The sequence below is a fragment of the Aquella oligotrophica genome, assembly GCF_002892535.1.
GTDB classification, from domain to species: domain Bacteria; phylum Pseudomonadota; class Gammaproteobacteria; order Burkholderiales; family UBA11063; genus Aquella; species Aquella oligotrophica.
Genome location: NZ_CP024847.1, coordinates 830,387 through 844,563 on the forward strand (window position 1 = coordinate 830,387; position 14,177 = coordinate 844,563).

A 14,177-nucleotide genomic window follows, 5' to 3' on the forward strand; every position below is an offset into this window, starting at 1 on the left:
AAGATTAAAAATGTATATACCAAAACAAGGTGAAGAGGCGAATCTGCACCTAGCGGTGCTAATTGATGCGGATAATGCGCAGGCTTCGGTGATTGAAGCGTTATTGGCGGAAGTTGCCCGTTATGGTGAAGCTACCGTTAAACGTATCTATGGCGATTTTACCTCTAAATATAGCTCGCAATGGAAAAGTGTCCTAAATAAATTCGCGATTAAACCAGTTCAACAGTTTGCTTATACCAAAGGCAAAAATGCAACTGATAGCACCATGATTATTGATGCGATGGATTTATTATATACCAAACGTTTTGACGGTTTTTGTATCGTCTCAAGCGATAGCGATTTTACCGGACTAGCGATGCGGATTCGTGAAGAAGGATTATGGGTATATGGTTTTGGGGAAGAGAAAACCCCGGCGGCTTTTCGGAATGCCTGTCATAAATTTATCCGTACTGAAAACCTGCGTCTGGAAGGTAAAGGTGAAGATGAAATATTGGCACTTGAAGTAGCCTCTGAGGAAAAGGTTAAAGAAGAATTAGCAAACTCTGAAAATCTTTCCAAAGAAAATTCTGGTGACATATCTCAGAATATAAATAAAGAATCTGTGAAGAAAAGATTTCCACTTGCCTTGGCTACTAGGGCGGTTGAAGAATCTAGCGGAGATGATGGATGGGCACAATTGGGAGGTTTTGGATCATACTTAACCAGAGTTAAACCAGATTTTGACCCTCGAGATTATGGATATGATAAATTAAGTAATTTGGTCAAAGCACGTAGAAATATTTTTGAAATTGAAGAAAGACCTTCGTCTAATCCAAACCAGAAAAATCTTTATCTACGCATTAAGATTGACATTAAAAAAGATAAATAAGAAAGAACAACGAGATGATTACAATAGCTAATATATTGATGCCGGACGAAACTCGGCAAACGATAACTAGACCATACCACGAAGATATAACCATCGATGGGACAGACTTACTGGCTCTACCTGGGCTAGTTGATCCGCACGTGCATTTTCGGGTGCCGGGGATGGAAGATAAGGAAGATTGGCAACATGCTTCAAAAGCATCGCTAAAAGGTGGGATAACTACCGTTTTTGATATGCCAAACACCAAGCCAGCAACTACGACACAAGAGCGCCTACATAATAAATTTAGGATAATTGATGGTCAATTAGCTGAAGTAAACCTACCCTTACGCTATAAGCTTTTTTTCGGGGCGGATAAAAACCAGTTCCATGAAATAGTCAAAGTAAAAGACGAGATAGTCGGCATCAAGGTATTTATGGGGGCATCTACTGGTGATTTATTGATGGATGATGAGGCATCATTACATGCGATTTATGCGCTGGCAAAAGCACATAATCTAATTATCGCGCTCCATGCTGAGGATGAATTAATTATTCGTGAGAATGCCGCCAAGTATGCCAGTGAAACTGATTATAAATATCATTCGATAATTCGTTCGCCAGAAGCTGCGGTTAAGGCGGTTGATCTAGTGATTAAACTAAGTGAGATATACGGGGTGACGTCGTACATTCTGCATCTTAGTACCCGTGGTGAACTCGATTTGGTAAAAGCTGCCAAAGCACGAGGAATAAAAGTTTTTGCTGAGACTTGTCCACATTATCTGTTTCTCGATGAAAGTATGTATCCAGCACTAAATGGACGCGCGAAGATGAACCCTCCTTTACGTAGTAAAGCCGAGCAGGATTACCTGTGGCAGGCACTTAATGAGGGTGTGATTGATACCATTGGTTCGGATCATGCGCCACATCAGCTCCATGAAAAAGCTCAGCCATTGTGTAAATGTCCATCGGGTGTACCGGGGATTGAAACTACATTGCCATTGATGCTAACTGCGTGGCGCGAGGGTAGGGTGAAATTATCGCGTTTACTTGAGTTACTTCATTCTAACCCACAGAAATTATTTAGCCTACCAGCAAATGATGATCTAGTGCTTGTGGACATAAAAAATTATCGTGAACTCACCGATGAACAAATGGCTAGTAAATGCAAGTGGTCGCCATTTAGCGGTATGAATCTGACGGGTTTTCCACGCTATGTTTATACCCAAAATCGCTTGATTGATGTTACGCAAATCTAAAAAAGTGAAAATTAATTTTCAGGAGAGTTTAAATGGCTGTATTACCTAAAATTCAGGAATTACTTGATAATGCTGTAATATTAAAGCAAAAATTGACAGCAGTTAATTTTAAACCAAATCAGACTAATGTCCGTGAAGCTCTGGCAATGATGACTGCCAAATATATGACGGATATTGATTATACCGTCTTCGCAATTGACGATACCGTATTAAATGGTTTTTATCCTGTGCCGGTACGGACTTATGTACCAAATCTGACTAAGGCATTGCCTGTAGCGGTATTTATTCATGGTGGCGGACACATGGCTGGTGGTATCAGTGTTTATGACGGGATAGTGCGTAAGCTTGCTAAAACAACCGGACATATTATTGTGTCAGTAGATTATCGTTTAGCGCCAGAATTTGCTTACCCCACTGGAATCGAAGATGCTAAGGCTGCGATTAGAAATGTATTTGCTATCCTTGAAGAAAGAAAAATCCAATACCTAAATAAAGATCTGACCATCATCGGTGATAGCGCGGGTGGTGGTGTTTGTGCCTCGATTGTGATGGATAAGGAATTTGTAGCAACTCATGCGATCAAACATCAGGTTTTGATTTATCCTTCGCTTGATTACACTTGTAGTTTGCCATCGACAGATGCATTTGGTGAAGGGTATTTGCTTGAAAAATCCAAAATGCAGTATTACTTCCGAAGTTACTTCCAAAATGGTGAGGATGCGCGGCAAGTATCGCCTTTACATGGAGAATTTTATGCTAACATGCCAAAAACAATGGTGATAGTTGCAGAATTTGATCCGCTAATTGATGAAGGGATTCTTTATCAGAAATATGCCGCTCAGGTAGGTGTTGATTCAGAGCTTCTCAAAGTTTCGGGGGTTGTCCATGCTTATTTGATGCTTGAAAATCTTTGTACTGATGAGTGTAATACTACCTATCAAGAGATTGCTAGCTTCTTGAATAAATAGAAGTTGCTATGCAAATATGTATTGTTGTTATGCTTCCAACTACTTCAAAAGGGAAAATTATGAAGAAGCAACTTAAAAAATCGCATTTATGTCTTTGATAGCAGCTAATAGTTATGCTGTGGATATGATTATCAGTATTTAGAATAGGCAGAATAATTATTCTGCCTATTTCACGTGTTATTATAAGATAGATATTGAGAGTCTATTTTAGATTAAGGATACCAACTTTTTCTTTATAAAATATATCTTTTGCATTTGAATTAAGCACATAAATTTTGGCGGTAACGGCATTTGCTGGTTTATTTGCAAGAGTAAATGATGGTTGAGTTCCAACATGATCTACATAGCTACCTTGAGTATTTTTAATTGTTACACCGTTAATATCTGCATAAGCAACATAAATATCATTGTAATCACCAGAATTTTTAACGGTAACTGTATTATTAATGAAACTTGTTTCCAGTGGCTTATTCCATGCGTATGAATCGGCAGTTGGTGGAGTTCCCCAGTTTGTTTTCATCGCAGTTGAACTTGCTGCAATTACACTATTCCACCAGCTATCAGTGTTGATGAAGCTATATGGAGCAGCGTAATTACTATTATTGGCTGTAGTTTCATATTTACTAAATATGGCTGGGAAAGTTGGCATTACATTTGAATACTGCCAGTCTTTCTGTTTGAATATATTTGAGTCCCCGCTCCATTTGATTAACCCATAATGTAATACTTCTGCCACTTCTTTTTTGGCATCTGTTTCATTGATCGTTGCTGCTGCTTTAGCTAGATATGAATGTAATAAATACCACGCACTAGTAAATCCAGTACGATCCATGCCCTGGGCGCAATGGATATAATAAATTGTTGGGATATTGGTATTACGTGCATCATTGTACATTTCTTCGTCAATTAATCTTCTAGTGTTGGTTAATTTGGCATCACTCTGTGGATTATCATGGAAAGATATCTGTGTAATAATATTATAAGTAGTATTGTCTGTATCAGTAAAAGCACTTGAATGCTCAATGGTTGGAGTCATTGGCATTCCTTTATTTCCATCATATTTAGCTTTTAGCTCATCTTCACCACTCAAGCTTGCAAATAGTTTAGCCTCATTATCATTTCCATCACCAACAATTACATCGACAAAACGGAATGTCTGACCTGAGACACTAGAATTGAAATCTTTGCTGAATGCTACCGGATCAGCCTGACGAATTGTATTCATAACATTTCTCATGAAATCACCATTAAGTGATTGAACCCCAGATAAGGTAGCGCCACGTACTACAAAGCTTACTTTATCACCTGCTGCATTGTATTCAGGGTAAACTGTAGATAAGACATACTTATTACTAATGCTATCTGTTTTTGAGTTTGGATCTTGAACGTTCACACTTGCAACCATCACCGGGTTATAAGTATATTTACCATTATTGTCAGTAATTTGTTTACGGTCATTAACCTGAATCGCAACCTGACCATATTTGAGACTGGTTACTTTAATTTCACAATCTGGGATGCTTTTTGTCAGATTACAACTATCACGATCAAGTTTGACGATCTCATTGCTATTATCTAAGCCAAGATTTAGCGTTACATTATTATCACTTACCAAGCTATTTTTTAGACTTAGTTTTAGTGTAGTGGTTTGCCCGATACCATTCATGCTAACCCCGCTTTTATCGAAAGAGATTTCTCCGTATTGACTACTTGGTGTTGGCGTAGGGGCTGGAGCTGGCGTAGGAGTTGGCGTAGGTGTGGCAGCACTAACTTTTATTTCTGTAGGTGTAATCGTATAAGTGTTTGCTTGTTGTGGATCGGTAACTGTTGCGACTAATTGAGTAGAGCCTGGATTAACTCCGGCAACGGTAACTTTACAGCTATTATTTGTATCGGAAAATGTGCAATCTCCAGTTGACTTGTAAAAATTAGCGATACTACTATCTTTTACAGCAATTTTTACACTTAAATTAGTAACGCCACTGCTACCTTTTAATCCTAGCGTAATTTCCTGACGGCTGCTCGAAGTGGCTTTTAAGCCAATTTGTGGAAAATTAAAAGCTAATGTTCCAGGAGTGGCAGCTAGCTGATTACTTGAGCGTTGTGTTAAGGCCCCAGCCCCCGTAGCTGTTGCAGTTCCTGAGCCATTATTACAAGCAGCCAAAGAGATGCTCGCAATAATTGTTATAACTATAAGCTTTTTATTTAAACATGTTTTCATAAAAGATTTCCCTTGATCTGATTTTAGAATAAGGGATTATATCCAGATGAAATATGTTTGACAATCTGCCAAAATGGCAGTGTACAGGTAACTATAGATAAAATTTTAGTAAATAAGCTTTAGTTTGTGATGATTTAGGCTTTAGGTAATGTTACGCCAACTTGTCCCATATATTTTCCGTTACGATCTTTGTACGAAACATCACATTCTTCATCTGACTCAAAGAATAATACTTGAGCCACGCCTTCGTTGGCATAGATTTTTGCTGGTAATGGAGTTGTGTTACTAAACTCTAGGGTTACGTATCCTTCCCATTCTGGTTCAAATGGTGTAACATTAACAATTATTCCGCAGCGAGCATATGTTGATTTGCCTAGGCATACTGTCAGGATATTGCGTGGAATCCTGAAGTACTCAACTGTTCTTGCCAAGGCAAACGAGTTTGGCGGAATTATGCAATAGTCTGCATTGACTTCAACAAAATTTTTGGGATCAAAATTTTTTGGGTCAACAATAGTGCTATTTATATTAGTAAAGATTTTAAATTCATTGGCACAGCGAATATCATAGCCATAGCTGGAGGTTCCAAAAGAAATTACCTTTTGTCCATTTATTTGTTTTATTTGATTGGGCTCAAATGGTTCTATCATTCCATTGGCTTCCGCCATTTTTCTAATCCACTTATCTGATTTTATTGACATTATATAATCCTGATATTTAATTTTTGAGTGTTATTTCTACGGCTTGTCCAGGTTTGATCCCTAATTTTGGATCGCATGGTGTGTTTGCTGTCCGGCTACCGATACTTAAAATTGACTGATTTAATTCAAGTGATCTGTAGTCGTAATAAACTTCTTGCCATGATACTTGACAGGTTTTTCCATCATTAGTATAGACTCCGGTAATTAATGCATTCTGTGGTAAAACAAGTAAGTTACCTGGTACTGAGCGAATGTCCTGAGTGATTCTAAATGCTGCAGAGTTAACTACTTTTGGCTGCGATGGATTAGGTATATCCATTGGTACTAGATCAACAGCATGGATAACGGTGCCAGACTCAAGTAAATCAATTCTCAAGCTTACTTTTTGTGGGCTTGGAGCTTGAGGACTTTGGAATAATCCACAGCCAGCCAGACTTGCAATTGATGTCAACATGATGATTTTTAAGTAAAGGTTCTTTCTGGTGATCAAGGTATAACCCCTCTAAGAAAAATAATACATTAATGCGTAATTATATTACATTTCCTCAAATATACTGGGTGTAAATCAAGGCTATACTTTAAAAGTTAGATATCGGTAATTGCTATTTGACTTTTGATCCTGATTATTTTTTTTTGGGAGCCAAGTAATAAGCTAGGATGTCGATCTGGAGCTGCGTTTAATATTTGAAGTCTAAACTCTTCAAGCTGTCGTTGGCTTGGTAATGGCAAATTTTCTGACTTGATGAAATATGCAAGTAGAGCTTGTTGTCGTAATAATGTAAGTTTTGCAAATTTCTCAATCAAAAGTGTTTTATTTTCACTAAGACAAGAATTAAGATCATTCTTTAGGTATTCATCCGTAAGGGCAGTATTTTTCTGAATTGAGACTAGGCTATTTAAAAATTTTTTCTTTATAAATGGATCAAAGTGCACTAGCTTAGGGATAATTTGATTACGGAGAAAATTGCGTAAATAGGCGTTGTTTGTATTACTTTCGTCTTCAATGTGTTGTAGATTATTCGTGTTGGCAAAATTCATAATTTCGCTTTTATCCAAATTTAAAAGTGGTCGCCAATAAATTTGATTCGATTTTGTCATGATCTCATTCATTGCTGCAATATTATGGATGTCACTACCCCGTGCTAATTGGATGAGCATTGTTTCAATCAGATCATCCTGATGGTGGGCAAGTACAATAATAGAGTTTTTTAGTTTTGAATATTCATTATAGCGTTCAATTCTGGCTGTATTTTCAAGACCTTCGCCCGGAGTTTTTACTATTTTGAGTCGAGCTACAGTTAATGGAATTTTCAGATTGATACAGAGCTTTTTACAGAAATCTTCCCATCTGTCTGAATTTTCAGAAATTCCATGATTAACATGAATTGCTGAGAGGTGTATTGGCTTGATTTGACAGGCTTTTGCCATTAGATGAGCTAAAACAACAGAATCAACTCCACCACTTAATCCCACAGTATAATGTAAATGACCGTCAAAATCTGACGGCCATTTTTCAATAAGCATTTCAAGAAGATCTGAATAATTTTTATGCATTTTCAAGTTTAAATTTACCGTAGCTCATTATACGTTCAAAACGGCGTTCAATAAGCTGTTCTTTATTAAGTTCTTTAAGCTTTTTCAGGTGATCTTTAAGACTACGCTTCATTTTGGACATCATTTCTTCATGATTGGAGTGAGCGCCTCCCAAAGGTTCATTAATGATGCTATCAATTAATCCTAAGCCTTTTAAGCGATCGGCGGTAATACCCAATATTTCAGCCGCCTGATTAGCTTTGGTTGCATCTTTCCATAGTATGGAAGCGCAGCCTTCAGGTGAAATTACTGAGTAAATAGAGTACTGTAGCATATTTACCTGATCGCCTACGGCAATAGCCAAGGCACCACCAGAGCCACCTTCACCAATTACGGTACAAATGATAGGCACCGATAAATTTGCCATTTCATAAAGGTTTTTCCCAATCGCTTCTGATTGCCCACGCTCTTCAGCACCAATTCCTGGGTATGCACCAGGTGTATCCACAAAAGTAATGATTGGTATATTAAATTTCTCTGCAAGAAGCATTAGTCGCAAAGCTTTGCGATAGCCTTCTGGTCTTGGCATTCCAAAATTTCGTTCCAAATTTTCTTTTGTGTCGCGCCCTTTCTGATGTCCAATAACCATAATTGATTGCTCGCCAAATTTAGCCAGTCCACCAATTATTGATTTATCATCAGCAAAGTGTCTATCACCATGAAGTTCAACAAAATCAGTAAAGAGGCTGGCAATGTAATCCAATGTTCGAGGACGCTGTTGGTGGCGTGCAACTTGAGAAATTTCCCATGCTCCAAGTTTTTCATAGGTTTCTTTGGTTAAATCAACGAGTTTTGCCTGCAATTGTTCAATTTCTGATTCAATATTAACTGAGGAGTCATCCTGTACCTTGCGTAGCTCCTCTATTTTATTACTGAGTTCAGCAATAGGTTTTTCAAATTCAAGAAAATGTCTCTTCATAAATAAAATGTTCCTGTATAAAATATTCAGTTTCCACCAAGTTGTTTGGTGAGGATGTCAATATTCTTTTCATGCTCGGTTACGGCATCTTGTAATGCTTTCATCCTTGCCTGATATTGATCCGGATTATTCTTTTCACTATCTAACTTTGTTTGTTTTCCGGCTTCCAGTGCTTTTTGCGCATCATCTAGCGCTTGTTTCTCGTGTTCAAGCTCCTCGCTTAGTATCTGGTTACGTCCTACTTCGTTTGTTCCTAGGTTTTGGGTTCTAGCTGTGCTGGTGTTCTTAGCTTTCTTAATAGTCGCGGGTGTTGTATAGCCTGCGGCATTATAATCGTTTTTCGTCATGGGGGACGCATAAACTGTAATTGGTGGTAAATTAACCTTTTTGGCACCTTTCACAGGTTTATTACTAAATACTGTAGTACCATTTTTATCTACATACTGGTATATATCATCCGCATTTGCCAGAGTGTAAATTGAAAGAAAAAGTACAATTTTAGCGGCTCGCATAGCCATATATCAGATTAAATGCACAATGGAAACAACTGTTACCGCTAAAATAAAGAAAATCCCACTACGATATAACAATGCAACTACAAAATCTACTACTTTAGGATTGAAGAGATTATTGGAATTACGTAAATGTGCGAAATCTTCATTTTCTTCAATTGCCTGACTATTTTTAAATTTATCCTTGCCAATTGCAATAAAAGCAACCTCATTGAGTACTGTTTCAAGGAAATAAAAGCTTAGTTTGAAATTCTTTTTTTGTTCCAGTACGTAATGCATTACTTCTTCAAAATCACCAGCTGCAGCAATCAAGATAAATAGTGCGGTATAGGGAACTACATTTAACCAAAACAGCATTTTATCGACAACAACGGTATAAACAACTGAGTCTTTGCCCTTTTCGCGCAATTTTTTACCCATTATTGTAAGTGCAAGATAGCAAATTGCACCAAGCGATGATGGCAAAACTACAAACCAGAAAGTTGTAGCGAAGAACCTTGTTGCATAAGTCTGAACAAACTGTTGAAAATCACTTCCTGGGTTTGCCTGTTTAGCTTCTTCTTTCCAACCAAGCAAATCAGAACATAAGATAAATAAAAAGCAGTTTATTACAAAATAAATGACATGGTGCTTATGATACAGTAAAAGCATTAGGATGATGGTGACTACCAAAAAAGGTATAATTGCATAAATAAAATTTATGCGAATGGCTCTTACGCTTTCAAATTCTTTATTGGTAAACAGGTTGGTGTATGCTTCCATTTTTTCGTTAAACCACGAGCGTAATTTGCTTAAAAGTTTTTGTTGCTCAAGAAATAGTGTCAGAAATATAGCCAGAAATGACATGGTTGCACCTATAAATTTGCTTAATTATTATATACGTGAATTTGAGGGATATTACGATTTATTTCGAAGATATCCATTCCAAAGCCAAACAGAAAATGGTTTGGAGCAGATACCCCAACATGGTCTGCATATACTGGCTTTTCCTTATTTATTTCTTTGTTGACTAAAACAACAACTTTACAGTTCTTGGCTCCCATATTCATCAAGAAACGCTTTATTTCTGCGATTGTATAGCCTTCATCTAGAATGTCATCGATGATGTAAATTGATTTTCCGTTAATAAGTTCCTGCTTTGGCTGGCGATACCAAGTGATGTGCGTACCTCCATATAACGCATCTCCGTAGCGTGATGCATGGATATAATCGCAAAGGATTGGGTTTTTTAGTCTTTTTGTCAATTCGGCAGCAAACATCATTCCACCATTCATGACTGTTAAGAAGACCGGCAGCTCGCCTTGGATTTCTGCATCAATAGTAGCAGCCATTTTATCAATCACATTCGAGAGCTCTGCCTCAGTATAAAGGATAGAAGAATTACTAATTATTTCCTGCGCTTTATTATAATCTAATTGCATGTAGCCCTCATGTGTATTAAAATGTATGCTTGTATTGATTTATTCAAACGTACTGTCATTGTTTAAAATTTTGACCTAAGTAATTTTCCGGTTAAATGCATGATCTTAAGGTTATACAGATCATCAAATATCGCCCCTTATCACAATTATGTAGATAGATTTTTACAGAAGGAGCACGATAATCCAATTGTGTTGGCATAGGCTAAGCACTGGCTGGATTAGCTGATATATAACCCCTCTATTGTAGCAAAAAAAACAGTAGTCAACAACAAAATGTAGTAAATATTATAAATGGAACGAAAGTTTATGAAAAAAGTTTTGCTGGTTATTCTGGATGGTTTTGGGATTCGCCATGATGATGATTTTAATGCGGTAAATGGTGCTAATAAACCAAATTTACTCAAATATATGCAAAATAATGCATTTGGCACAATAAATGCATCCGAGGAGTTTGTTGGGCTACCTAAAGGACAGTTTGGGAATTCTGAAGTTGGGCATCTTAATTTGGGGGCTGGCAGAATCATTCGTCAAGATATAACCAAGATAGACTATGAGATTGAAACCGGAGACTTTTATAAAAATCCGGCTTTTTTAGAAGCTTTTGCAAAAGCTAAATCTGGTAATTTACACATACTAGGTTTATTGTCAGATGGTGGAGTACATTCACATCAAACACATATTGAAGAATTAGTTAAGCTTGCTAGTCAACAAGAAAATATTACGACTATTTGGTTACACCTATTTTTAGATGGTCGAGATACGCCGCCACAAAGTGCTGAAAGGTTCATTACTAGACTTGAGGAATATATAATCAATAATCCAAAAGCTAAAATTGCAACAATTTGTGGTCGTTATTACGCAATGGACAGAGATAAAAGATGGGATCGTGTTGAACTTGCCTATAATGCTCTTACCTTTGCAATTGGTGATGCTACTCATTCAACGCCAGTATCTGCATTATTGGCTTCATATGGGCAAGGGGTTAATGATGAATTTGTAAAACCAGCTATTTTTAATGGTTATTCAGGAATCAAAGCTCATGATGCCATTATTTTTGCTAATTTTCGCGCTGATCGGGCAATTCAGCTAACCGATGCTTTTGTCGGAAAAGATTTTAACCAATTTAAACGAATGGATGGCGAACTTGGTGCTTATGTCTCAATGACTCGTTATAGCGATAAATTTGATTGTCTTGTTGCCTATCCGCCTGTTGCAATTAAAAACACTCTAGGTGAGTATATCAGTTCCCTAGGTTATAAGCAGCTAAGAATTGCAGAAACAGAAAAATATCCACATGTTACCTATTTCTTTAATGGCGGTGCCCAACAGCCATTTGCTGGCGAAGAGAGAATCCTTGTTGATTCACCTAAAGAGGTTGCAACCTACGATCTAAAACCTGAAATGAGTCTACCGCAAGTTGCTGAGAAACTTGTTGCGGCAATTAAATCTGATCAATATCAGTTGATTATTAGTAATTTTGCAAATGGTGACATGGTTGGACATACTGGCAATTATGCGGCAAGTATTAATGCGGTGGAAGCATTAGATAAGTATTTGGGAATAGTTGTTGATGCTATGCTCGCTCAGGGTGGCGAAATTCTTATTGTTGCTGATCATGGTAATTGTGAGGAAATGTTTGATTATGATAGTAATCAACCGCATACGCAGCATACAACCAATTTGGTACCCTGCATTTATATCGGGAGAAATGCTAAAATTTGTGAAGGGGGAGCACTTAAAGATGTAGCTCCAACACTTCTTGCCATGATGGGGGTTGCAAAGCCACCTGAAATGACGGGTGAAAGTTTGGTTGAGTTTATTGGATAAAAGAATGAAGTTCTCTGTTTTTGTGCGCTTTCTGTTAGTGTTCGTAGTTGTTGGTCATGCATTTGCAGATAATACCCAAAGTAGCAGTGTTACTAGTAATTTAAATACATTAAACCAGCAGATTAATTCGTTAAATCAGGATCTTGATTCCAAGCAGAAAAAAAAACAGGCTTTGGATTCAGCGATTAAGACTTCTCAGGAGGCAATTAGTAGTGCTGAATCTCTATTGAGGAAGTTAAAGGCAGAAAGGGATGCGGATGTTGCGCAACTGCGGCAATTACAAGTGTCTATTCCTCAGATTGAATCGCAAACTGCGCGGGCGGAGGAGTATGTCAAGTATTCAATGACTCAGATTTACCAGCAAATTAGGGAGTTGCAGTTTCAGGAGTCAAGTATTTTAATGGGTAATGCTAGTCTTGACTCCGAACGAAAAAAAATTTACCTAGTTGAATTATTAAAACTGGAGCAGGAGCGTTATATTAAGCTCAATGATAAATTGCTGAAGTTGCGTAGTTTAAATCAAAGTCTTTTGGCAGAAGTGAAACGGCTTGATGATAAATTGGGTGATACTAAAGATATGCATCAGCAATTGGTAGTTGATAAAAATGCTAAATTAGCGCAAGCAAGTAGCGTTGCAAAACAAATTGCTAAGGAAAAAGCGCAATTATCACACCTTAAACAGCGTCAAGTTCAGCTAAATAAGCTTTTAAAGCAATTGGCTGAAGCTGAGAAACGCCAAAAACAGCAAGCGGCATTGGCAGCTAAGAAAGCTAACCAACAAAATACCACTACTGCTAACACTAGCTCGAAAGTTACCCAATCTAAGCCTGATAATAGCTTTGAAGATAATTCACCGTTTATGCAAAGGAAGCTAGCCAAACCTGTGGAAGGGAAAATTTTGGTTGGTTTTGGGCAAAAGCGTGATAGCGTGCGTAATAACGGAATATTATTGGCAACAAAAGAAAATACTCCGATTTACTCTATTTCTGGCGGTAGTGTTTTATTTAGTGGTGAACTTCCTGGGTTTGGGCAAATTATTGTTATTGATAATGGAGATAATTATACTTCAGTTTATAGTGGGATTTTAGCAAAAGTTGCTAAAGGTTCAAGGGTTAGTGCCGGACAAACGATAGCGACTAGTGGTAACTCGAGTAATCAGCCGATGGGTGGGGTTTACTTTGAGTTGAGGCATCTAGGGACGCCGGTTAATCCAAGTAAGCTTTTTGATTAATAATGATATATATCCGCTTAATTTTTTGCATTTTGTCTATTTTTGCTATGGGTAACAGTTATGCTGATCAACCATCTGTTTGTAATGATATTTACCAAAATAGAGAAATTTCAGCTAAAACTAAGCAGTTACTGATAGTTAAAAAATCAGAAAGTAAATTTTATCTATATGCTTGTAGTTGGAAGGATAATGCTTGGCATGAAAGCTTAAACCTTAGAACTAAAGTAGCAATTGGCAAAAATGGTTTAGCAAAAGAAGGTACTAAGGTTGAAGGGGACTTGAAAACACCAGCTGGGGTTTTTCTTCTTGGAACTGGATTTGGAATAAAACCGCAGAATGTTAATTTTCCTTATCGTGTGCTAACTGATCAGGATAAATTTATTGATGATGCTGATAACGATGATTACAATAGTTGGGTTAGTGGCGAAACTACGTCAAAAAGCTATGAACCAATGAAGCGTTACTATAAATATGGGATTGTCATTGAATACAATATGAATCCGATAATAAAGGGTAAAGGAAGCGCAATTTTTGTGCATAACTGGAATTATCCGGATGAGCCGACATCTGGCTGTATTGCAATGCCTGAACAAAAGTTATTAAAAATTATAAGATGGCTTCAGGTAGAGAAAAATCCTTCAATATTTATTGAAGAATAAATTGATAAATCTATTTTCT

At 37.3% G+C, this 14,177-nt stretch carries 14 protein-coding genes; 6 read left to right on the top strand and 8 right to left on the bottom strand.

Going from position 1 to position 14,177, the window contains the following annotated elements:
- Positions 1-10 precede the first annotated feature (10 nt).
- From CUN60_RS03825 to CUN60_RS03835, 3 genes are read left to right on the top strand one after another with little or no spacing between them, the layout of a single operon-like run.
- Positions 11-868: an NYN domain-containing protein gene (locus CUN60_RS03825; protein ID WP_102950751.1), complete on the top strand. Its 858-nt coding sequence runs from the start codon at positions 11-13 to the stop codon at positions 866-868.
- Between the two features lie 14 nt (positions 869-882).
- Entirely contained in the window at positions 883-2,106 is a 1,224-nt protein-coding gene (locus CUN60_RS03830; RefSeq protein ID WP_102950752.1) for a dihydroorotase, read from the top strand.
- A 32-nt stretch (positions 2,107-2,138) separates the two neighbouring features.
- Complete coding sequence (locus CUN60_RS03835; RefSeq protein WP_102950753.1) at positions 2,139-3,074, top strand: alpha/beta hydrolase; 936 nt, start codon at positions 2,139-2,141, stop codon at positions 3,072-3,074.
- 202 nt (positions 3,075-3,276) lie between these two features.
- Here the strand turns inward: CUN60_RS03835 and CUN60_RS03840 are convergent, their stop codons facing one another.
- The 8 genes from CUN60_RS03840 to CUN60_RS03875 form a co-directional block, all read right to left on the bottom strand.
- Positions 3,277-5,295, bottom strand: a complete 2,019-nt coding sequence (locus tag CUN60_RS03840; RefSeq protein WP_102950754.1) for a hypothetical protein — start codon at positions 5,293-5,295, stop codon at positions 3,277-3,279.
- A gap of 134 nt (positions 5,296-5,429) precedes the next feature.
- A complete protein-coding gene (gene dcd, locus CUN60_RS03845) occupies positions 5,430-5,996 on the bottom strand; it encodes a dCTP deaminase (protein ID WP_102950755.1) in 567 nt (188 codons plus the stop codon).
- Positions 5,997-6,012: 16 nt separating this feature from the next.
- Positions 6,013-6,450: a hypothetical protein gene (locus CUN60_RS03850; RefSeq protein ID WP_102950756.1), complete on the bottom strand. Its 438-nt coding sequence runs from the start codon at positions 6,448-6,450 to the stop codon at positions 6,013-6,015.
- 131 nt (positions 6,451-6,581) lie between these two features.
- Positions 6,582-7,550 (bottom strand): tRNA lysidine(34) synthetase TilS, encoded by a 969-nt coding sequence (tilS, locus tag CUN60_RS03855; protein ID WP_158649276.1) that lies wholly within the window; start codon positions 7,548-7,550, stop codon positions 6,582-6,584.
- On the bottom strand, positions 7,543-8,508 hold the full coding sequence (locus CUN60_RS03860; protein WP_102950758.1) for an acetyl-CoA carboxylase carboxyltransferase subunit alpha: 966 nt from the start codon (positions 8,506-8,508) through the stop codon (positions 7,543-7,545). Before CUN60_RS03860 ends, tilS begins: the two co-directional genes overlap by 8 nt.
- A 26-nt stretch (positions 8,509-8,534) precedes the next feature.
- Positions 8,535-9,020: a DUF4124 domain-containing protein gene (locus CUN60_RS03865; protein WP_158649277.1), complete on the bottom strand. Its 486-nt coding sequence runs from the start codon at positions 9,018-9,020 to the stop codon at positions 8,535-8,537.
- 9 nt (positions 9,021-9,029) lie between these two features.
- Positions 9,030-9,866 (bottom strand): CobD/CbiB family protein, encoded by an 837-nt coding sequence (locus CUN60_RS03870; RefSeq protein ID WP_102950760.1) that lies wholly within the window; start codon positions 9,864-9,866, stop codon positions 9,030-9,032.
- 20 nt (positions 9,867-9,886) lie between these two features.
- Positions 9,887-10,441, bottom strand: coding sequence for a hypoxanthine-guanine phosphoribosyltransferase (locus CUN60_RS03875; protein ID WP_102950761.1), 555 nt, complete (start codon positions 10,439-10,441; stop codon positions 9,887-9,889).
- A 306-nt stretch (positions 10,442-10,747) separates the two neighbouring features.
- Here CUN60_RS03875 and gpmI point away from each other — a divergent pair, with 306 nt between their 5' ends.
- Genes gpmI through CUN60_RS03890 form a run of 3 tightly spaced genes read left to right on the top strand, consistent with a single transcriptional unit; the run spans position 10,748 to position 14,158 of the window.
- Positions 10,748-12,268, top strand: a complete 1,521-nt coding sequence (gpmI, locus tag CUN60_RS03880) for a 2,3-bisphosphoglycerate-independent phosphoglycerate mutase (protein WP_102950762.1) — start codon at positions 10,748-10,750, stop codon at positions 12,266-12,268.
- 4 nt (positions 12,269-12,272) lie between these two features.
- On the top strand, positions 12,273-13,499 hold the full coding sequence (locus CUN60_RS03885; protein WP_102950763.1) for a murein hydrolase activator EnvC family protein: 1,227 nt from the start codon (positions 12,273-12,275) through the stop codon (positions 13,497-13,499).
- Positions 13,500-13,501: 2 nt separating this feature from the next.
- The gene (locus CUN60_RS03890) at positions 13,502-14,158 is read left to right on the top strand and encodes a L,D-transpeptidase family protein (RefSeq protein WP_102950764.1); all 657 of its coding nucleotides are present in this window, start codon (positions 13,502-13,504) and stop codon (positions 14,156-14,158) included.
- Positions 14,159-14,177 lie beyond the last annotated feature (19 nt).